General features: G+C 73.9%; 18 protein-coding genes and 1 tRNA gene. 13 read left to right on the top strand and 6 right to left on the bottom strand.

What is annotated here, in order from left to right; all coding sequences use genetic code 11:
- The 4 genes from K7854_RS28020 to K7854_RS28035 form a co-directional block, all read right to left on the bottom strand.
- Positions 1-1293, bottom strand: a 1293-nt coding sequence (locus K7854_RS28020) for a Cys-Gln thioester bond-forming surface protein (RefSeq protein ID WP_226029336.1), incomplete at its 3' end; no start/stop codon positions are given.
- A 237-nt stretch (positions 1294-1530) separates the two neighbouring features.
- Positions 1531-2082 carry a single-stranded DNA-binding protein gene (locus K7854_RS28025; protein ID WP_226029337.1) on the bottom strand — a complete coding sequence of 184 codons (552 nt, stop codon included), beginning with the start codon at positions 2080-2082 and terminating at the stop codon, positions 1531-1533.
- A 181-nt stretch (positions 2083-2263) separates the two neighbouring features.
- On the bottom strand, positions 2264-3946 hold the full coding sequence (locus tag K7854_RS28030) for a YfjP family GTPase (protein ID WP_372481080.1): 1683 nt from the start codon (positions 3944-3946) through the stop codon (positions 2264-2266).
- An 801-nt stretch (positions 3947-4747) separates the two neighbouring features.
- Positions 4748-6355, bottom strand: a complete 1608-nt coding sequence (locus K7854_RS28035; RefSeq protein ID WP_226029339.1) for a dynamin family protein — start codon at positions 6353-6355, stop codon at positions 4748-4750.
- A 332-nt stretch (positions 6356-6687) separates the two neighbouring features.
- Here K7854_RS28035 and K7854_RS28040 point away from each other — a divergent pair.
- Positions 6688-6760 (top strand) — tRNA-Arg (locus tag K7854_RS28040).
- 84 nt (positions 6761-6844) lie between these two features.
- Here the strand turns inward: K7854_RS28040 and K7854_RS28045 are convergent.
- Entirely contained in the window at positions 6845-7741 is an 897-nt protein-coding gene (locus K7854_RS28045) for a helix-turn-helix domain-containing protein (protein WP_226029340.1), read from the bottom strand.
- Positions 7742-8005: 264 nt separating this feature from the next.
- Here K7854_RS28045 and K7854_RS28050 point away from each other — a divergent pair, with 264 nt between their 5' ends.
- The 11 genes from K7854_RS28050 (at position 8006) to K7854_RS28100 (ending at position 19336) form a co-directional block, all read left to right on the top strand.
- Entirely contained in the window at positions 8006-8167 is a 162-nt protein-coding gene (locus K7854_RS28050) for a hypothetical protein (RefSeq protein WP_226029341.1), read from the top strand.
- A gap of 2 nt (positions 8168-8169) precedes the next feature.
- Positions 8170-8826 carry a GTP cyclohydrolase II gene (locus K7854_RS28055; RefSeq protein WP_226029342.1) on the top strand — a complete coding sequence of 219 codons (657 nt, stop codon included), beginning with the start codon at positions 8170-8172 and terminating at the stop codon, positions 8824-8826.
- A gap of 82 nt (positions 8827-8908) precedes the next feature.
- Complete coding sequence (gene ribD / locus K7854_RS28060) at positions 8909-10090, top strand: bifunctional diaminohydroxyphosphoribosylaminopyrimidine deaminase/5-amino-6-(5-phosphoribosylamino)uracil reductase RibD (RefSeq protein ID WP_226029391.1); 1182 nt, start codon at positions 8909-8911, stop codon at positions 10088-10090.
- Positions 10087-11223: a glycosyltransferase gene (locus K7854_RS28065; protein ID WP_226029343.1), complete on the top strand. Its 1137-nt coding sequence runs from the start codon at positions 10087-10089 to the stop codon at positions 11221-11223. The genes ribD and K7854_RS28065 overlap by 4 nt, the downstream gene beginning before the upstream one ends.
- Positions 11220-12587: an MDR family MFS transporter gene (locus K7854_RS28070; RefSeq protein WP_226029344.1), complete on the top strand. Its 1368-nt coding sequence runs from the start codon at positions 11220-11222 to the stop codon at positions 12585-12587. The genes K7854_RS28065 and K7854_RS28070 overlap by 4 nt, the downstream gene beginning before the upstream one ends.
- Entirely contained in the window at positions 12584-13786 is a 1203-nt protein-coding gene (locus K7854_RS28075; RefSeq protein ID WP_226029345.1) for a hypothetical protein, read from the top strand. The genes K7854_RS28070 and K7854_RS28075 overlap by 4 nt, the downstream gene beginning before the upstream one ends.
- A 185-nt stretch (positions 13787-13971) precedes the next feature.
- A complete protein-coding gene (locus K7854_RS28080; protein ID WP_226029346.1) occupies positions 13972-15852 on the top strand; it encodes a WD40 repeat domain-containing protein in 1881 nt (626 codons plus the stop codon).
- Positions 15849-16850, top strand: a complete 1002-nt coding sequence (locus K7854_RS28085; RefSeq protein WP_226029347.1) for a clavaminate synthase family protein — start codon at positions 15849-15851, stop codon at positions 16848-16850. Before K7854_RS28080 ends, K7854_RS28085 begins: the two co-directional genes overlap by 4 nt.
- A 28-nt stretch (positions 16851-16878) precedes the next feature.
- Complete coding sequence (locus tag K7854_RS28090) at positions 16879-17424, top strand: hypothetical protein (RefSeq protein WP_226029348.1); 546 nt, start codon at positions 16879-16881, stop codon at positions 17422-17424.
- A 96-nt stretch (positions 17425-17520) separates the two neighbouring features.
- Positions 17521-18273 carry a formylglycine-generating enzyme family protein gene (locus K7854_RS28095; protein WP_226029349.1) on the top strand — a complete coding sequence of 251 codons (753 nt, stop codon included), beginning with the start codon at positions 17521-17523 and terminating at the stop codon, positions 18271-18273.
- A 73-nt stretch (positions 18274-18346) separates the two neighbouring features.
- Positions 18347-19336, top strand: a complete 990-nt coding sequence (locus tag K7854_RS28100; protein ID WP_226029350.1) for a D-2-hydroxyacid dehydrogenase family protein — start codon at positions 18347-18349, stop codon at positions 19334-19336.
- A 6-nt stretch (positions 19337-19342) separates the two neighbouring features.
- Here the strand turns inward: K7854_RS28100 and K7854_RS28105 are convergent, their stop codons facing one another.
- The gene (locus K7854_RS28105; RefSeq protein WP_226029351.1) at positions 19343-20038 is read right to left on the bottom strand and encodes a DUF2087 domain-containing protein; all 696 of its coding nucleotides are present in this window, start codon (positions 20036-20038) and stop codon (positions 19343-19345) included.
- Positions 20039-20239: 201 nt separating this feature from the next.
- On the opposite strand from K7854_RS28105, the gene chpF reads away from it, so the two are divergent.
- Entirely contained in the window at positions 20240-20512 is a 273-nt protein-coding gene (gene chpF, locus K7854_RS28110) for a chaplin ChpF (protein WP_226029352.1), read from the top strand.
- Positions 20513-20606: the final 94 nt, after the last annotated feature.

Genomic DNA, 20606 nt, shown 5'->3' on the forward strand with positions numbered 1-20606 from the left:
GGGGGGGGGGGGGACGACGGGGGCGGGGGCCGGTTCGCTGAGGGTGTGGGGGGTGTCGGCCAGGGTGGCGCTCTGGGTGCGGCAGTCGAGGACGCCGGTGAAGCGCTGTTCGAAGCCGGCCGGGCCGCGGATGGTGAAGTCGTAGGCGCGGTCCTCCGGCAGCGGCACCGGCACCGTCCGGGTCTCGCCCGGTGCGATGGTGTACTCGGTGTCCAGCAGCTGGAAGGTGAAGGGCGCGTCGCCCTTGTTGAGCGCGGTGATGTCGAGGGTGCCCTCGGCGCAGTTCTTCTCGGCGGACAGGGCGGGTATCGCGCCCTCGGCGGCCCAGGTGGCGGTCGCCGTCGCCGCGACCGTCGACTCGCTGGAACCGGCCAGGATCTGCGTCTGGCTGCGGCTGTCGGAAGCGAAGGCGCGGCCGACCGGCACGGTCGTCGACGCCTGGACGGACAACTGGGCGGTGCCGGGCTCCGCGTCCTCGGGCACGTCGAAGAAGACCTGGGTGCCGTCGCGGACCTCGGTGACGGGCTCGCCCTTCTTGTCGACGATCCGTACGGCGCCCTTGGCGGCGGCGTCCACCGGGGGCGTGACCGTCGCGCCGCCCGCGTTGGTGTGGACCGTCACCGGGCCGAGCCGCTCGCCGGGGCGGCCGGAGACGGCCGGCGGGTCGAGGGCGAGGGACGCCGCGGGCTCGGCCAGGTTGCGGGCGTTCTTCTCCAGGTAGTCGGCAAGCCGCTCGGCCTGCGGGTCGACGGCGTCGACGTCCACGTCGTCCGAGTAGCGCCAGATGGCGACCTGGGTGCCCGCCGCCGCGTCCTCCTCGGTGAGACCGCCGCGGACGCCCGCCTTCTTCGCCAGCGCGGCCAGGTCGTTGACCTGCGGGTAGGAGTTCCCCAGGATCCAGCGGATGCGGCCGGCGTCCTTGTTGGTGCCCAACGACGTCCCGCTCCAGGGGGTTTCCCGGTACTTCGCGTCCTTCTGGGTCGGGTTCTGGATGTCGACGCAGTACGTCTGCAGCATGCCGCCGCCCTCGACGGACATCTCGAACAGGCCGGCGGACACCTGCTGGTCGCCGTCCTCCGCGTGGATGACCGCGGTGCCGTGCGTCTTCAGGCCGCCTATCGTGGCCGTCGCCCCGCCCTGCCCCCGCACACCGTCCGGCGCGCCGTCCTCGGCGGCGGCCGGTGCCGCACCGGTCACCACACCCGCGACGGCGAGCGCGGACGCCAGCGCCCCGGCGACGAGACGCGCCGCCCCTCGACCGGGCAGAGACGGCGCAGCGAGCGAAGAAAACACCACATTCCCCTTCGAGCGGGACCCGTTGACGTGGGGGGAACGGTCCCACCAGCAGAATCAGCAGCCACACAAGGCTCGTTCGGCATCCTAAGGACGTGACGGACCGGGCTAGCCGGTGATCGTCGCCCGCGCGGTGATCCGAATCGGAATCGTTATCGCCGAGAGCGTCTTTGAGCAGGGCTTATCGACAAATCCACCCGAGTGCGCCCCCGGCGCGTGCCTGGACGGGCCTCGGGGTCATCCCACCGGGACCGGCTCCGGGCGGTGTTCGGCGGCCGGGGCGGTCGGCTGCGCCGCCGACTCCTCCGACGGCTCCCCCGCGGAGTCCCCCGCGGGATCTCCGGTCGGTGCTCCGGCCGGCTCTCCGGGGGATTCTCCGGTCGGGACTTCCCAGTTGGGTTCCGGCCGGGGCGGGGAGGCCGACGCCTCCGCCCTGCCGGTGCGGCGGAACGCGGCCGTGCCGCGGGCGAGATCGTGGCCGATCGCCACCGCGTCGATGTCGGCCGAGGTCCGGCTCTGCCCCTCCCGCACGTCGGTGCGCACCTTCAGCCTGCCCTGCACGACGACGGGGTCGCCCACCGCGAGTGATCCCGAGGCGTTGGTGGCGAGCTGCCGGTTGGCCCACACCGTGAAGAAGTTGGTGTGTCCGTCCGTCCAGGCGCTCTTCTCGCGGTCCCAGTAGCGCGCGGTGACCGCGAGGCGGAAGCGCAGCGACCCTCCGTTCACCAGGTCGCGGAAGACGGGCTGGGTGGCCACGTTGCCCACCGCGCAGATCATCGTCTCGTTCATCGCGAGTCCTCCCTCCCGCACGGGCCCGTCCCGTGCGGCGGCCGGGGCGACCGCGTCCGTCGCGATCGCCGTGGAGGTCAGACTGCCCGCCTTCGGGCCGGTCCGCCGAGGGTTGTGGACCGGCCCGGCGCCTGTGGAGAACTCCGCCACCCGCAGGGGTGGTTGCCGTGGATGCAGGCCGCTACCTCGTCGCGGTCCCCGCCCCCACCCCCGCCCCCGTGACCCGCGCGTACTGTTCCCGCACCTCGCGGTAGCGCAGCAACTCCGCCGCCAGCGGATCCAGCACCCTGGCCCGGCCGCAGCCCGCGGCCGCCTCCCGCAACAGGCGTTCCGCCTCGTGGCCGTAGCGCCGGGCGGGTCCGCGGGCCGCCAGGCGGCAGCTCCACTCGATGAGCGGGCCGCCGACGATGCCGGCCAGCATCAGCAGCACCGGAACGCCCAGGTTCGGCGGCACGACGCCGATGATCTGGCCGAGCAGCCACAGGCCGCCCACCACCTGGAGCAGGGTCATGGTCGCCTGGGCGAGTACGGCCACCGGCCACCAGCCGGGCCGCGGCGGCCGTCCCGGCGGCAGGCCCGCGCGCACCGCCAGTTCGTCGAGGGCCTCGGGCAGCCCCTGGGCGCCGCGGACGGCGGCCTCGCGCATCGCCTGCGCCCACGGCGCCGGCAGTCCGGCCGACGCCCGGTCCGAGACCGTACGCACCGCCTGCTCGACGCGCTGCCGGGCCGTGGCCTCCTCGTCCGCCTGGGCGCGCGTGGACAGCCGTCCCGTGACGGGGTCGCGGCGGTCGTGGTACCAGCGCCACAGCCGCAACCAGGGAGTCCCGCACGCGCGGTTGGCGTTGCGCAGCCAGGCGCGTTCGGCCGCCTCGCCCGCGGCGGTGGCGCCCACCGCGTCGGCCAGCCGGTCCGCGAACTCCTCCCGCGCCTCCTCGCTGAGCCCGGTGCGCCGCCCGGTGACGTAGACGGGGCGCAGGCGTCGGGCAGCGGCGTCCACGTCGGCCGCGATCCGGCGGGCCGGGGCCTGCCGTTCGGCGACGAACTGGCCGAGTGTCTCGCGCAGTTCGCCGACGCCCTCCCCGGTGAGCGCGGACAGGGCGAGCACGGTGGCGCCCGGTTCGCCGTACTCGCCCAGCGCGATGCCGTCCTCGTCGAGCAGGCGCCGCAGGTCGTCGAGGACCTGCTCGGCGGCCTCCCCGGGCAGCCGGTCGACCTGGTTGAGGACGACGAAGGTGACCTCGGCGTGGCCCGCCATCGGTCGCAGATAGCGTTCGTGGATCAGGGCGTCGGCGTACTTCTCCGGGTCGACGACCCAGATGACGGCGTCCACCAGCGCCAGGATGCGGTCCACCTGCTCACGGTGCTGGACGGCCGCCGAGTCGTGGTCGGGCAGGTCGATCAGGACCAGCCCGCGCAGCGGCGACTCGGAGTCCGGGTGCTGGAGCGGACGGCGGCGCAGTCGGCCCGGGATGCCGAGCCGGTCGAGGAGGCTGGCGGCGCCGTCGCTCCAACTGCACGCGATGGGCGCGGCGGTGGTCGGCCGGCGGACACCGGTCTCGGAGATGGTCACCCCGGCGAGGGTGTTGAAGAGCTGCGACTTGCCGCTGCCGGTGGCACCGGCGATGGCGACGACGGTGTGCTGTCCGGAGAGCCTGCGCCGGGCGGCGGCCTCATCCAGGACCCGGCCCGCCTCGGCCAGGGTCCCGCTGTCGAGCCGGGTCCGGGAGAGCCCCACCAGTTCGCGCAGCGCGTCCAGGCGCGACCTCAGGTTGCCGTCGTAGGCGAGCGGCATCAGGGCGGCCGAGGAGGCGGCGGGCCTGCTCGGCAGGACGGCGAACTGCTCGGCCCCGCCGTTCTCGTCCACCCGCCGTGCGATCAGCCCGTCGCCCCAGGCGGCCTCCCCGTCCCCGGAACCGCCAGAACCGCCAGAACCGCTTGCAGCGCCGGCACTGCTTGCGCCGCCGGGCGAGCCCTCCGCGCGGGGGTTCCCCCCGGTGGTCTCGTCCCGCACGCGCGTGTGAGACCCGCCGGCGCGCTCGCTCCAGCGTTCCCGCAGCCGCCTCCGGCGCCCCGCTTCCCCGGCCTCCCCCACCTCAGCCGCCACGTCCTCACGCGCGACGCGCTCACGTCCGGCACGCTGACTTCCGTAGCGCTCACGGGCGGCCGCCTGTTCGGCAGGTTCGTCCCCGCCCCGGCGGGCCTGCCCGTCCCGGCCGTCTACGTCTTCCCGAGCACCCCGCCGCCCCGAGCCGCTCCGTTCGCCCTGATCGCCCTGATCGCCCCAGGAGCCGTTGCCCTCCCCGCGGCCCCGGTCGTCGTCCCGGCCACCTCGACCGACCCGGTGCCCCGGACCGTCCCGCCTCTCCCGGGCGACCCGCTCCTCCCGCTCCCCCCGGTCACCCCTGTCATCCCTGTCATCCCGGCTGCTCCGGCTGTCCCGGGTAGCCCGGTCCTCGCGGGGGTCCGGCGCGTCGGCCGCACGGTCCGCACGATCGGCTCGGTCCGCGCGATCCTCGTGGGCCTCCCTGCCCTCGCGATCCCCGCGATCTCCGCGATCCCCATGGTCCCCGCGACCCCCGCGTTCCCCGGGGTCCGCCTCCTTCGTCGCAGGGTCGGTGTGTTCGGTGTGCTCGGTGGGGTCCTGGTCAGTGACGGCGGTCACCGGTCACCTCTCCTTCTGCAGTACGGACAGCGCGGCGATCAGCTCTGCCTGTGGCTCGGGGTGCACCTCGAGGCCGTCGAGCGGCGCCAGCCTGCGCTCGCGCTCGGCGTGCATGACCCGGTCGACGTGCTCCTCCAGCAGCCGCCCGCCCCGGTCGCGCAGCCGCAGCGCGCCATGGGCGCCGATCCGCTCGGCGAGCCGCTCCCCGGCGACGCGCGCGCGCCGCCCGCCCAGCAGCACGGTGGCGACGAGGCCGGCCACCACCCCGGGGTCGGGCGCGAGGTTCCGGTCCAGCTCGCGCACCTCGTCCTCGGCGTACTCCTCCAGTTCGCGCCGCCAGCGCCGTACGGCCATTCCGATGCGGTGCTCGGCGCTCTCCGGCGCGGGGGCGGGGCCCGCGAGTTCGGGGGCCCCCGCCGCCGGTTCGTGGCGCCAGGCCTCGTCGACCCGCTCGTCGGCGGCCGTGACGGCACACAGCAGCAGGGCGCTCAGGCTCTCCACCAGCGAGTCGAGGAGTTCCTCCGGGGTGCAGTCGAGGGGAAAGGCCCGCCAGCGCTTCAGCGCGTCCCCGGCGAGCACCGCGCCCGCCTGCAACCGTCCCCGTACGCGCGCGTGCTCACTGTCGTAGGCGCCGTCGACGGCGGCGGTGAGCCGCAGCGCGGCGGCGTACTGGGCGGCGGTGGCCCCGGCCAGCTCGGGCATCCGGGACTTGAGCGAGTCCAGGATGCCGTGCGCCGTGCGGGCCATGGCGTCGTGCCGGGCCTCGAGTTCCTGCGCCCGGTGGACGAGCCAGGAACGCAGCGGCGCCACGGCGCTGGCCGGCAGCAGCCCGCCGCCCCAGGCCGACTCGGGCAGTTCGGGGACCGTGAAGCGGGGGACGTCGCCGAGCCCGGCCTTGGTGAGCAGTGCCCCGTACTGCCGCGACACCTCGGCCACCACCTGGTGGGGCACCCGGTCGAGCACGGTGACCAGGGTGGCGTCGTACTCCTTGGCAGTGCGCAGCAGGTGCCAGGGCACCGCGTCGGCGTACCGCGCGGCCGTGGTGACCATCACCCAGATGTCGGCGGCGCAGATCAGCTCGGCCGCCAGGACACGGTTGTCGGCGACGAGGGAGTCGACGTCGGGCGCGTCCAGGAGGGCGATGCCGGGCGGCAGGGTGTCGGCGGTCTCGACGCGCAGCACGCGCGCGGGGTTCTCGCCGGGCAGCAGCAGGTCGTCGTCCGGGTCGCGGTGGGGCACCCACACACGCGTGAGGTCGGGCAGCACCCGCATGCCGCTGAACCAGTGGTGGTCCTCCGGGTGGCACACCAGGACCGGTGTGCGGGTGGTGGGCCGGAGCACACCCGCTTCGCTGACCCGGCGTCCCACCAGGGAGTTCACCAGGGTCGACTTCCCGGCGCCGGTGGATCCGCCCACCACCGCCAGCAACGGTGCCTCCGGCTCCTTGAGGCGGGGCACCAGGTAGTCGTCGAGTTGCGCGAGCAGTTCGTCGCGGTTGGCACGCGCGCGTGGGGCCCCCGCGAGAGGCAGCGGGAAGCGTGCGGCCGCGACACGGTCGCGCAGGGCGGAGAGTGCGTCGAGCAGCTGAGGCCGTACGTCCAAGGTCACCACATGTGCAGAATGCCCAATTTTGAGGGAATTCTGAAGCATATGAGCATGATGAGCATGTCTGCGCGCCGACCGGACACTCCGGACGGAAGGGACTACTGGGGCGCGAGGACAGTCCAGGCATAACGAGTGGACAACACCCGATGCGCGAGACGCCAAAAGCGATGCACGATTCGTAACTGCCTGCGATTATCGGGATCGCTTCACCGAACCTCCACATCGAGCCACGGAGGGGAAGCATCCGGGACATGGAGCCGGGAGCCCTATCCTTGTCCCCGGCGAGGTCACGGACCTGCCCACACCCGGGCACACCACGACCGAGGCCACCACACCAGGCCCCCGTAGCTCAGTGGATAGAGCAGGCGCCTTCTAAGCGCTTGGCCGCAGGTTCGAGTCCTGCCGGGGGCGCCGGACTCCCTCCTTCCGGGAGGGCACCCGCTCCGCACCCGCTCCGGTGCGGACACCAGCGGACCCTTCGGCATCGACGGCGGGTCAGTCGGCCGCGAGGGCCGACGGGTCGTCGCCCGCCGGGGTGGCCCCTTCGTCGAGCACGCCGGTCTTGGCGATGAGGAAGGCCAGCTGGGCACGGCTGCGGCTGTTGAAGGCCTCCGACGCCTTGCGCACATGGGTGGCCACGGTCCTGACGCTCATGCCGAGCCGCCCGGCGATGGCCTCGTCGGTGTAGCCGTTCACCATCAGCTGCAGGACCGATCGGCGCGTCTCGTCGGCCAGCAAGGGCGGACGGTGCGCCCCGGGGGAGTACCGGAGCGGGGTGGCACGCTCCCAGGCGTGCTCGAACATGCCGACGAGGTAGCGGATGAGTCCCGGGTGCTCGATCGCCAGGGCGGTCTGACTGCGCCGCTCCCCGGGGTCGGGCACGAAGGCGATGCGCTGGTCGCAGACGATGATCCGGTCGAAGACCTCCTCCAGGGTGCGCACTTCCGCCCCGGCGGCCGAGATCTGCTCCACGTAGAAGAGCGTGGGGTTGTGGGTGCGGATGGTGTGCTGGTAGATCGTGCGCTGCCGCACCCCGCGCCGCAGCGCCGGCAGATCGCTGGCGAGGGCCTTGGCCAGCAGCTCCTGCGGACGGCCGCCACCGGGCTGGGCGGTGAGCAGCTCCTCCTGGCAGGAGTCGACGGCCGAGGCGAGCGTGGTGCTGATGACGTCCGCGCCGCTGATGACCCGGGCGGCCTGCACCCCGTCCTCGCGGTAGCTGTCGCGGTAGACCTGCTCGGCGCGGTGGATCGACGCGTGGACCGCGTCCAGCGCCTGCTGCTGGCGGCCGATGGCCGCCTCCAGGGGCCGCACGATGCCGCCGGCGGCCAGCCCCGGCGGAATGGCGACGACGTCGCCGTCGGACGTCCGGCGCAGAAGTCCGAGGCTCGTCAAGCACTCGGGAGTTTCCTGATTTATTGAGCGTCCTTTCAAAATTCGCGCATAGAAGTGCAGCCCCTTCTGACAGATCTCAAACACCTGAATATTGTTCGGTATGTCCAGTTTCACACACATCTGTACATCCTTCTGATTCCGGCAATGCATGATCATGCCACGTTTTCCCCTTGGCACAAGACCGGGCCGGGACCCAGGATCCTGAGCAGACATCACGGCAACTCGACCCGGCATTGACGGCGGGCGAAAACAGGGGGCAGCTGTATGTTCAAGACCGCGAATTTACGCACGGCAGTCGCCGCGTTCACCCTTTCCGCGCTCCTCGCTCTCGGAGCGATTTCCGAAATTACTCACGCCGCGCAGCACGAATCACAGTTCGAGATCTCTGCCTTCACCGATTCGACGGACGACTCGCAGTGGGGATGACCATGCGCACCGAAGAGAACGAAGACGTGATCGTCGCCCCGACCCCGGCCGCCGCGCCCGCCGTGCAGGTGAGGGCACGGGTGGAGGTCCCGATCGACGTCCCGGGGCTGGGGCGCCGGGCGAGCACCATGGTCAGTTTCCAGGGGCTGCACGACGGCCGCGAGCACGTCGCACTTCTGCTGCCCGGCTGGGAAAAGAAGAACGACCCGCTGGTGCGCGTGCATTCCGAATGCCTTACCGGCGACGTCTTCGGATCCCAGCGCTGCGACTGCGGCCCGCAACTCCACGAGGCACTCGCCATGTGCTCCCACGAAGGCGGGATCATCCTGTATCTGCGGCAGGAGGGGCGCGGCATCGGGCTCTACAACAAGTTCGACGCCTACCTGCTGCAGGACGGCGGGCTGGACACCTTCGAAGCGAATGCGGTGCTCAATTTCAGCCATGATCTGCGTGACTACCGGGTGGCGGCCGACATGCTGAGCGCCCTGGGCGTGTCCCGAATCCGGCTGCTCTCCAACAACCCGGAGAAGGGAAACCAGCTGCGTTCGCACGGCGTTGTCATATCGGACGTCGTCACGACGGGGACCTTCGTCAATGAGAACAATCACGCCTATCTGACGGCCAAGCGCGAACGAGCCGGTCATGCACTCGAAGTCTGAGCGGCCCGAGGAGGCCGAGCGGCCCAAGGTGACTGAGCGCCCCGAGGTGCCGGCCGCGGCCTCCCCGCGGGAGCTGGACGCCATGCGCCGGGCGTTGGAGCTGGCCGCGGCCGAGGTGGGGGCGACCGGTTCGAACCCCGCGGTGGGCTGCGTACTCCTCGACCCGGACGGCACCACCGTCGCGACCGGGGTGCACCGGGGCCCCGGCACCGCGCACGCGGAGGTCGACGCACTGCGGCGGGCGCAGGGCAGGCAGCACGGGACCACCGCGGTGGTCACCCTCGAACCCTGCGACCACCAAGGCCGCACGGGCCCCTGCTCCCGGGCGTTGATCGAGGCCGGGGTCCGCCGGGTCCTGTACGCGGTGGCGGACCCGAACCGGGTGGCCGCCGGCGGAGCGCGACGACTGGCGGACGCCGGGATCGAGGTGGTCGGCGGAGTCCTCCGGGCAGAGGCCGAGGCGGTCCTGGAGATGTGGCTCACCGCCATACGCACCGGACGCCCCTTCGTCACCTGGAAGTTCGCCACGACCCTGGACGGCCGCAGCGCCGCCGCCGACGGCTCGTCCCGCTGGATCAGCTCCGCCGAGTCCCGGGCCGACGCCCATGAACTGCGTGCCCGGCACGACGCCGTCCTCGTCGGATCCGGGACCTGGCGGGCCGACGACCCCCGGCTCGACCTGCGGCACGGCGTCACGGGCCGCCCTCCCCTGCGGGTGGCGCTGGACGCCCGCGGCGAGCTGCCGCCGGACTCCCGGCTGCTGGACGGTACGGCCCCGACGCTCGTGGTGACCGATCCGGCCACCGGAGCCGAGGCCGACGGCGTCGGCGGAGTCGGCAGCACCGGCTGCACCGGCCGCACCGGCCGCACCGGCCGCACCGGCCGCACCGGCCGCACCGGCCACACCGATGGCGCCAACGGCACCGCCGGCGGCATAGACGTACTGCGTCTGAAGACCGACGCGCACGGGCACTTCCCGCCCCTCGCACTGCTCGACGCGCTGGACGGCCGGGGAGTGCGGTCGGTGCTGCTCGAAGGCGGCCCCGCACTCGCCGCCTCCTTCGTCCGCGCGGGACTGGTCGACCGCGTCGTCGCCCATGTCGCACCGCTGCTGCTGGGCTCCGAGGGCGTGGGCGCCACCGGGGCGCTGGGGGTCGGGTCGATCGACGCGGCGCACCGGTTCCGCATCACCTCGGTGGACCGGACCGGGCCCGACCTGCGGGTCGAACTGCGGCCCGCCGCCCGGACGGGAGGCACCCGGTGACCGGATTCCTCCTCCCCAACTCCCGTCTCGCGCCCCGGGAACGGGCGCACCCGTCCACCGGCACGCCGGCGGCACTCCCCCCGGTCACCGTCCTCGTCCCCTTCTACCGGGAGACCGCCGCGATCCTGCGGCGCTCCGCCGACATGCTCGGGTCCCTGGACTACCCGCACGACCGGCTGTCCGTGCGCTGGCTCGTCGACTCCAGGTACCCGGAGGACGTGGCCGCCGCCGAGGACGTCGCCGCGGCGGCGCGGGCGGGCTTCGGCGGCGAGCTGCGGGTGGTGCCGGTGCCCTCGATGACGCCGAAGGCGAAGGCCCTCAATCACGCGCTGCGCGAGGTCGACACCCCGTTCGTCGCCGTCTACGACGCGGACACGGTCCCGGACCCGCACCAGCTCCGCCAAGCGGTGGCCGCGCTCGACGCCCGCGACCTCGGCGTCGTCGACGCCATCGAACTGCCCGAAGCGGGCGGCGACCTGGTCAACCGGGTCACGCTCGCGCAGTCGGCGGCGTTCTTCGGCGCCATGGAGTACGTCAACCGCCGGACCGGCATGCACATGCTTCTCGGCAGTTCCGTCTACTTCCGCCGCACGGCCCTGAGCGAGGTCGGGCCGTTCAGCGAGGACGGCGTCGAGGAGCTGTACGAGTGGGCGGTGCGGGCCGCCGCCGCCGGGGTGCGCATGGGGCGCGTCGTGTCCTTCTCGTACGGGACCCGGACCTCGGTGGTCGGGCCCGCGCTGCGGCAGCGCACCCGGTGGATCCGCGGCCAACTGGACATCGGGTTCCGCTTCCTGCGCGGGGCACCGCTGCCGCCCCGGCCGCGGGCCGCCGTGGCACTGATGACGCTCAGCCTGCTCGGCCAGCTCAGTGTGCTGCCGGTGACCGCCGCGGCCGTGCGCTGCCGCGCGCTGCGCCTTCCCGCCGCCGCGCTGCTCCTCGGCGAGGCACTGCGCGTCCGCAGCGTCTCGCGCGACCCGGTGTGGGAGGTGCTGCGGGTCGGCTCCGGCTGGGCCCTGCTGCTGCCGTTCGAACTCCTGGAGTCGACCTCTGCCTGGCGGGCCGTCTGGGAACTGGCGACCGGCCGCGACACCTGGCACAAGGTGCGGCCCGAGTCGGGGGAGGACACGACGTGATCAGCCTGGGTCTGCCCCGCATCCCGCAGCGCGGCCGCATCTTCTCCTCCGTCTTCGTCGACACCTTCGGCTGGGGCCTGTTCGCCCCGCTGGCGTTCCTCTACTTCTCCTACAACACCGGGCTGTCCTTCTCGGCCATCGGCTCGGCGGTCAGCGCCGGCACCCTCGCGGCGCTGCCGACGGCCCTGCTGGCGGGCTGGCTGGTCGACCGGTTCTCCCCGAAGACCGTGCTGGTCTCCAGCAACCTGGTCACGGCGCTGGGTTACGGCCTCTACCCGTTCGCGTCCGAGTGGACGCTGATCGCGGTGTCGACGTTCCTCGTCATGGCCGGTGACCGCCTGTACTGGGCGAGTTGGCCGGTGATCGTGGTGGACCTGGCCTCGGGCCGCAAGCTCGACGCCACCTACGCCGCGGTCGGGACCATCAAGAACTTCACCGTGGCGACCGGGGCCCTGGCCAGCTCGGGCCTGACCGTCCTGTTCGGCCACGGCGCGGCGGACCTGGTGCTGGCCCTGAACGTGGCCACGTCGCTCGTCGCCGCGGTGCTGCTGGCGGGGGTCCGCGTCCCGACGGCACGAGGGGCCGGGAAACCGCGGGACGAGGGGGACGGCGACCGGCGGGCCCCCGGCTGGCGGGAGGCCTTCACCGACCACGCGTTCACCGGGTTCTGCTTCTTCTTCATGCTCCTCACCTTCGCCTGGGCCCTGCCCTCGACGATCCTGCCCGCCTACGCCGTGGAGATCATGGAGCTGCCCGACTGGACGCCGGCCCTCTTCCTCGGGATCAACAGCGTCGCCATCATGCTGGCGCAGATGCCGGTGACGGCGAAGGTGTCCCACGTACCGCGGCAGCGGCTGATCGTGCGGGCCGGGCTGATCTTCGTCCTGGTCTTCACCGGCCTCTACCTGGTGACCAAGGCGTCGGCCACCACCGCGATCGTGGTGCTCGTCCCCGTGATGCTGACCTTCACGCTGGGCGAGATGATCAGCCTGCCCGCGGCCAACGCCCTGGTGGCGAGCAGCGCCCCGGCGGCGATCCGCGGCCGTTACATGTCCCTCTTCCAGCTCTCCTGGGCCGTCTCCGGCCTCTTCATCCCGCTCCTCGCCGGGTTCGTGCTGGACCGCGGGGCGCTGTGGGTGTGCACCGCGTTCGGCGGGATCGCCCTGCTGGCGGCGCTCGGCATCCAGGCCACCGCGTACCGCATCGCGCCGGCCGACGGCACCGCACCCGCCGACGGGACCGCACCGACCGACGGCACCGCACCCGCAAACGGGGCCGCGCCCTCCGACGGCAGCACACCCGCCGACGGGACCGACCTCGCCCACCGGAGCACCGGCCCCGTGCCCACCAAGGATGTGACATGACCAGGACCTCGGCCGGCGCCCACGGCCACGCCCCCGCACCGCCACCCCCGCCCGCACCCACCCGCGCCGCCCCCCGGCTCCCCGGCATCAGGGTCATGGCCCACCCCCGGCGACGGGACCAGGCTCAGGCCCTCCTCGCCCGGCTGGACGGCGACGACCGCGCACTCGTCCTCGACCCGGACCCCGAGGGGCCGCCGACCCCGCTGCGCACCGCGGCCGCCGCCTGGGCAGGCCCGTACGGCGAGGCGCGGCACCGGCTGGTGCTCCAGGACGACGTCGTCCCCGCGAGGGGCTTCCTCGACCTGGTCGCGGAGGCCGTCCGCAGCCGCCCGGACGATCCGATCGCCTTCTACAGCAACTGGAACCACTGGAACGGCTCCGCCGTCCGGCTCGCGGCGCTGAGCGGCGCCGGGTGGGCCCGGGCCATCCCGGACGAGTACGCCCCGTCGCTGGCCGTGGTCCTCCCCCGCGCGCTGGCCGCCGACTTCGCCGACTACGCGCGTCGGCTGCTCGCGCACGGCACGCCCCCGGACGACGAGGCCCTGAGCGCGTTCCTGCGGGAACGGGGCCGGGCGCTCTTCATCGCCGTCCCCAACCTGGTCGAGCACGGGGACGGCGACAGCCTCGTGGGCAACGACGTGCAGGGCCCCAGGTTCTCGCCCTGCTTCGCGGACGACACGGCGGGCGGACGCACGGGGCCGGCCACGCTCGGGGCGCTGGACTTCTACCCCCACTTCTTCAAGGGGCACGTCTACGGCATCGTCCCGGCCGGTCCCGACGGCCGCCGTACCAAGGTCTACTGGGACGAGGCCGTCCGGGCGACGGGCGTCGATCCGGCCCCGGTACGGGAGGCGGCCCGGCGCGAACCGACACCCGCCGCCCTGCTGCGCGACCTCGCGGGCGCCGGGCTGCACATCCACCACGCGACGGCGGCGTGGACCGCGGCCGTGCTGTACGGCATCACCCTGGCCCGCCTCCCCGCCCCCACCGGCGCCCCTTCCCCGGGCCCGGACCCCGCCGTCCGGGCGCGTGCCGTCGAGACCATCCCGCTGGGCGGCCTGGCGCAAGTGGTGGGGCTTCCGCTGCTGCACCGGATCATGGACCCGCTGCGCCGGCTGACCGAAGCGGGCCTGCGCACCGGCACCGAGCTGGCCGCGGCCACGCCCCGCCCCGGCATCCCGCGCGACGACACGCCCTAGCCCGGACGCCCGCCCCGGCCCGGCGACCAGCCCCGGCCCCGGCCCAGAAGACCGCACCCCCAGCTCCCTCCCACTACCTCCTTCCCACTACCTCCCTCCCACCGCGCCCTTTCACCTGCGCCCTTTCACCTGCGTCCCTTTCACCTGCGTCCTTTCAACTGCTCTGTCAGGAGTTCGAGAAGATCATGCGGACAGTAGACGTGTTCCACCCGCAGGCCGCGAGCAACAGCGCCGCCGTGCACGCCTCGCCCCAGACCACCGTGGCGTTCAGCCCGGACGGCACCCACTACGCCAGCGCCGGCTACGACGGCCGGGTGGTCCTGTGGGACCGCTCCGGTACCGCCCCGCTCTGGATCGGCCGCCACGAGCGGCTGGTCAACGGGGTGCGCTTCTCCCCCTCGGGCCGGCTCCTCGCCAGCGGCTCGGCCGACAAGACCTGCCGGGTCTGGGACGTGGCCACCGGCCGTCAGGTGCAGTTGCTGGCCCGGCAGCCCGACGACCTCAACGCACTGGCGTGGCTGGACGAGAACCGCCTGGTCACCGTCTCGCAGGACGGCACCGGCCGGATCTGGGACATCCGTACCGGCGTGCTCGAGGAGGGCGTCATCTTCCACGCCGACCACTGCATGTCGGTCGACGCCGCGCCCACCGGTGTCCTGGCCAGCTGCGGCGAGGACGCCACCATCCGCCTGTGGGACACCAACGGCTCCCTGCTGCGCGACCTGCCCCAGGCCGGTCACGCGGAGATGTGCCGCTGGTCCCCCGACGGGACACTGCTCGCCGCCAGTTGCGACGACGGCTTCGTGCACATCGTGCGCACCGACGGCGAACTGGTCACCAAGGTCGGCCCGTACACCGCCGCCGTGAAGTCGGTCGCCTGGTCCCAGGACGGGTCCCGGATCGTCATCGGCGCCTACGACAGCACGATCACCCTGTGGGACATCGCCGACTGCCGCCCGCTGGTGCGCTGGTACGGCGCGCACCTGTGGCCCCGCGCGGTGGACTGGTCCGCGGACGGCAGGACGGTGGTCGCGGGCACCTTCTCGGCCCGGCCCGCGGTGATCGAGGTGCCCGAGATCCCGGCGGACGCCCTGCCCGACGAGGTGCGGGAGATCACGCTGGAGGCGTCGGTGCCCACGCACGGCGTCAATCACGTCTCGGCCGCCGGCGAGGTGCTCGCGGCGGGCGGCGACAACGGCACCATCCGCGTCTGGAGCCACCGCGGCGCCACCGCGACCGAGGTGCCGGTGGGCAACGGAAGCCTGGTCAACACGGTCGCCGTCGCGGCCGGGTTGCCGGGACTGGTCGCCTACGGCTCGTTCTCCGGGCGGGTGGGCGTGGCCGACGCCGTGACCGGACGCGATGTCGCCGCCGTCCAGCGCGAGCACCCGGTGAACCGGGCCGCCTGGTCGCCGGACGGGAAGCGGCTGGCGGTCGCCGACTACGAGGGCGGACTCGACCTGTACGCCTGGACCGGCCGCGAACTGGTCCCCGGGGTGCACTACGCGGGCCACGACGGGGCCATCAAGGACGTCTCCTGGGTGGACGCGGACCGGCTGGTCACCTACTCGACCGACCGTCGGGCCCACCTCATCACCACCGAGGGCACCCTGATCCGCTCCTTCGGCGGACACGGCGAGCTGATCAACGGCGGTTCCGTGACCACCGTCGCGGGCCGGACGCTGCTCGCCACGGTGTCCCGCGACCGCACCAGCCGCATCTACGACCTGGAGACCGGGGAGCTGCTCCAGGTGCTGGTCGGCCACGACGAGTCGGCCAAGTGCGCGGCCTGGCACCCGGGCGGCGAGCCCCTGCTGGTCACCGGCTCGTACGACTTCACCGGCCGCCTGTGGGTCCTCGACCCCGAGACCCTCGCCCCGCTGCACCAGCACGTGCTGGAGGGACACGGCAGCGCGGTGAGCGCGGTCTGCTGGCTCGGCGACGACGCGGTCACCGCCTCCTGGGACGGCAGGGTGCTCACCTGGACGCCGGACGCCGACCCGGCCCGGCCACCGGCGCCGGCCGAGGCGGCCACGGACTGGCGGGTCCGGGAGGGTTCCCGATGACCTCCCTGAGCCCCTCGCTGAGCCTGCCGGTCGCCGCCCCTCCCGCGCTGGCCCTGTCCGAGGCCGAGACGGCGGTCGTCCGGCGTGCCGCGGAGCGCGTGTGCCGCGCCGCGGGCGGCGGCCTTGACGCCCCGGACACGGCCGCCGCGGCCCGCGAGGGCTGGGAGGAGCTGCCCGCCCGGCTGCGGGCGGCCGTCCGTGCCTTCCGCCGGGACTCGGGCGACTGCGGGGTCACGCTGGTCACCGGCCTGCCGGTGGACGAGGCGCTGCTCCCGCCCACTCCGACGGCGGACGGCTCGGTCCGCCGGGAGCCCACGGTGCCGGCCGCCACCCTGCTGATGACCGCGGCCGGCGGGCTCGGCGACCCGGCGGCGTACGCCCCGGAGAAGTCCGGCGCGCTGGTGCAGGACGTGGTGCCGGTCCCGGGCAAGGAGGACTTCGAGGGCAACGCGGGCTCCACGCTGCTCTCCTTCCACATCGAAAACGCCTTCCATGTGCACCGGCCGGACTTCGTGATGCTGCTGTGCCTGCGCGCCGACCACGACGGGGCGGCGGGACTGCGCACCGGTTCGATACGCCAGGCGCTGCCCCGGCTGTCGGAGCGGACGCGGGAGGCGCTGTTCCGGCCGGAGTTCAGCACCCAGCCGCCGCCCTCCTTCGGGACGGCCGCCGGGACGACGCCGCCGCGTCCGGTGCTGACCGGCGACCCGCGGGACCCGGACCTGAGGGTGGACTTCTCCGCCACGACGGCCCTGACACCCGAGGCGCGCCGGGCGCTCGTCGAACTGGAGGCGGCCGTCGACGCCGCGTCCCACACGGTCCGGCTGACGCCGGGGGACCTGGCGATCGTGGACAACCGGGTGACGACGCACGGCAGGACGGCCTTCCGGCCGCGCTACGACGGGGGCGACCGCTGGCTGCTGCGCACCTTCGCGCTGGCCGACCTGCGACGCTCCCGTGACCATCGCCCCGGCGACGGTCACGTGCTGAGTCACTGAACACCGCTGCCGACCGGGAGTCGAAGGCATGTCACCACCCATGACCACGGGGCTGCACATCAACGCCGTCGCTCTCGGGGACTCCTGCCGGATCTGTGCGATCTGGCGCGTGAGCGGGCCCGCCGACCACCGGCGGCGGGCCTGCGAGTTCGCCTTCGCGCTCCTGCTGCCCCGCCGTGGGACGGAGCAGGACTGGGCCGCCGAGACCGCCCTGTGCGCGCTGGACGAACGGCGGTTCGGCGACGGACCGGTCTGTGTCGACCTCGCCACCACGGTGGACGGCATCGCGGTGGACGCGCTGCGGCCGGGGCTGTGCGGGCCCGACCTGCTGGAGACGTCCCGTGCGGCGCTGGGCGAAGGGCACCAGGAGTGGTCCGAGCTGGCGCGCAGCGACCCGGCGGCCTTCCGCGCGGCGGCCTCCGAGGGCTATGTGCTGCTGCGCCACGCCGCGGTGGTGACCGACTGCGGCCCCGCGGGTCCCGGGGGGCGCGTCCCGGTGGTCCACGTGCGGGAGCACCGGGTCATGCGGGCCTACGCGGCGGCGCTGCTCGCCCACGCCGGGGCGGGGACCTAGGCCCGAATGCCCTGCCGGTCTCCGTCCGTGGACCGGCTCGCCGCCGGCGCGTTCAGGCGATCATGGTGGTCCTGTCGGACGGGCCGAGGAGGAGCGATGCGGATCGAACCGGTGGACTGGGTGGAGATCCCGGCGGGGGTGCTGCGCCGGGGCACCCCGACGCGGGACGTTCCGCTGGTGGCGGAGAGTTACGCCGACACGGGGGTGCCAGTGGAGTGGTACCTCAAGGAGGCGCCGGCCGCGGAGATCCACGTCCCGGCCTTCCGGATCGCCCGTACTCCGGTCACCGTCGGCCAGTGGTCGGTGTTCGCCGCGGCCACCGGCCGGCCGGTGCCCGGGGCGCCCGGCGACCATCCCGTCACCGGGGTGAGCTGGGAGGCGGCGACGGCCTACTGCCGGTGGCTCGGCGAGCGGACCGGCGATCCGAGCGTCCGGCTGCCCACCGAGGACGAGTGGGAGCGCGCGGCCCGCGGCGACGACGGCCGGGAGTTCCCGTGGGGCGACGAGTACCGCACCGGGCTGGCCAACCTGGTGGACCTGGGCATCGGTACGACCACGCCGGTCGGCTCCTTCCCGGAGGGTGCCGGGCCGTTCGGGGTGCTGGACATGGCGGGCAACGCGGACGAGTGGACGTCCACGCTGTACGCCCCCTACCCGGGCGCCCCCGACGACGTACCGCTGGTCGAGGACTGGGCCTTCGACCCGCACATCACCCGGGGCGGGGCCTTCCGGCACGACCGGGACCTGGCCAGGTGCGCCCGCCGCCACGGTGCGTACGAGGAGGACCTGGCGGCGATCGGCGTGGGGCTGCGCCTGGCGGCCGCGGCCACCGGGTCCGCCCCGGCCTGAGGGCACCGCCGCGACACCGGCCTCGGTAGACTCGGCGGCCGCCACTGCCCGTTCGGCGAGAGGGACCACCACCGTGCGACTGCGCTGCGCCGTGCTCGACGACTACCAGCGGGTGGCGACGGAGGTGGCCGACTGGTCGCCGGTCGCCGACTCCGTGGAGGTCGTGTCGTACGACACCCACTTCGCGGACGAGGACGCCCTCGCCGCGGCGCTCGCGGACGCCGACATCGTGGTCACCCTGCGCGAACGGGTGCCGTTCCCCGGCTCGTTGCTCGCCAGGCTGCCGCGGCTGAGACTGCTCGTCGCCTCCGGCATGCGCAACAGCGTGATCGACTACGCCGCCGCCGAAGCGCACGGCGTCACCGTCTGCGGTACGGCCTCGTCCTCCACCCCGCCCGTCGAGCTGACCTGGGCGCTGCTGCTGGGCCTCGCCCGCGGCATCGTCCAGGAGGGCAACGGACTGCGCGAGGGCGGCCCCTGGCAGCAGACGGTGGGCGCCGACCTGCACGGCCGCCGGCTCGGACTGCTGGGCCTGGGCAAGATCGGCGGGCGGGTGGCGCAGGTCGGCCTGGCCTTCGGCATGCGGGTGAGCGCCTGGAGCCAGAACCTCACCCGGGAGCGCACCGACGAGGTCGGCGTCGAACTGGCCCCCTCCAAGGAAGCGCTCCTGCGCGACGCCGACTTCGTCTCCGTCCACCTGGCGCTGGGCGAGCGCACCCGCGGCCTGCTCGGCCCCGCCGAACTGGCCCTGCTCAAGCCGACCGCCTACCTGGTCAACACCTCGCGCGCGGCGATCGTCGACCAGGAGGCGCTGCTCGCCGCGCTGCACGAGGGGCGCATCGCCGGCGCGGGCGTGGACGTCTTCGACACCGAGCCGCTGCCCGCCGGCCACCCGATGCGCACCGCCCCGCGGCTGCTCGCGACACCCCACCTGGGCTATGTCACACGCGCCAACTACGCCACGTACTACGGCCAGGCCGTCGAGGCGATCGCGGCCTACCTGGCGGGCTCCCCGGTACGGCGGCTGCCCGTGCCGCCGCCCACCACGCCGGGCCCGGTGTAGGGGCGCTCAGGCGGTGCCCGTCCGGGCGGACTCCGCCGGGCGCGCGTAGATCCCGTCGCTCCGGCGCAGGTGACCGAAGTCCACCAGATGGCGCCGGAGCGTCACATGGTCGACCTCGCCGTCCTCGCACCAGGCGCGCAGCTTCTCGTCGACGGTGCGTTCCGGGTACTCCACGCCGGGCGCGAAGGTCTGCTCGGCGATGTGCCGCAGCACCACCTTCTTGCGCGTCCAGCGCGCGGGGAGCCGCACCAGCCGGCCGTCCCTGACGAAGGTCCGCACGATCATGTCGGCCCGGCCGTCACCACCCGCCGTGGCGGGGGCCTCGGGCGCCCACGAGGCCGGGCGGGCCACGCGGGCCAGCTCCCGGAACCGGTCGTGGACGACGACGAGTTGGCCGTCCGGCCCGGAGGCCACCACGCCCTGTTCCCGCAGTCGGCGCAGCGCGCCGGACGTCTCCTTCGCGGACAGGCCGGCCGCCCGTGCCACCCGGGCGGCGTCACCCGCGCCGAGGGCCACGGCCGCGAAGGCCCGCACCCGGCCCTCCTCGGCGAAGAGGGCGGGCAGCGCGGCGAGCGCGGACGCCGACGACGACGCCTCCACGGACGGCTGCGACGGCTGCGGCGACCGGGATCGCTGGGACGACGGGGACGACGGGGACGACTCGGGATCCTCGGCGGACGAGTCGGATCGGTCATTCGGCATGCCGGGAGGCTAGTGGACACACCGGCCCGCACGGGAACGGTTTTCCGCGGTTCCCGCGGGCCGCAGCCGCCCCCGCACCCCCTGCGCTCAAAAAGGGTGATCCGCACATTCCCCCCGTGACCCGCTGCGACCGGGTGCGTTGAACCGGCAGTGCGGCGGCGCGTCCTGCCGCCGTGCTCCCCGAGTCAGAAGGAGAACGTGATGTCTCGCATCGCGAAGGCCGCCGGCATCGCCCTCGGCGCCGGTGCCGTGGTGCTCAGCGGCACCGGCATGGCCATGGCGGACGCGGGCGCGGAGGGCGCGGCCATCGGCTCCCCCGGTGTCCTGTCCGGCAACGTCGTCCAGGTCCCGGTGCACGTGCCGGTCAACGTCTGCGGCAACACCATCGACGTGATCGGTCTGCTGAACCCGGCCTTCGGCAACACCTGCGAAAACGGCGACGACGAGGACAAGAGCGGCGGCTACGGCGGCTGAGTCCCCGGTCACCGAGGAGCCCCGGCCTCCCCGGCCGGGGCTCCTCCCGTCTCCGGACCCGTATCCGGTCGTCCCGTACCCGGTCCCGTATCCA

It is taken from the genome of Streptomyces hyderabadensis (assembly GCF_020404845.1).
Lineage (GTDB): Bacteria > Actinomycetota > Actinomycetes > Streptomycetales > Streptomycetaceae > Streptomyces > Streptomyces hyderabadensis.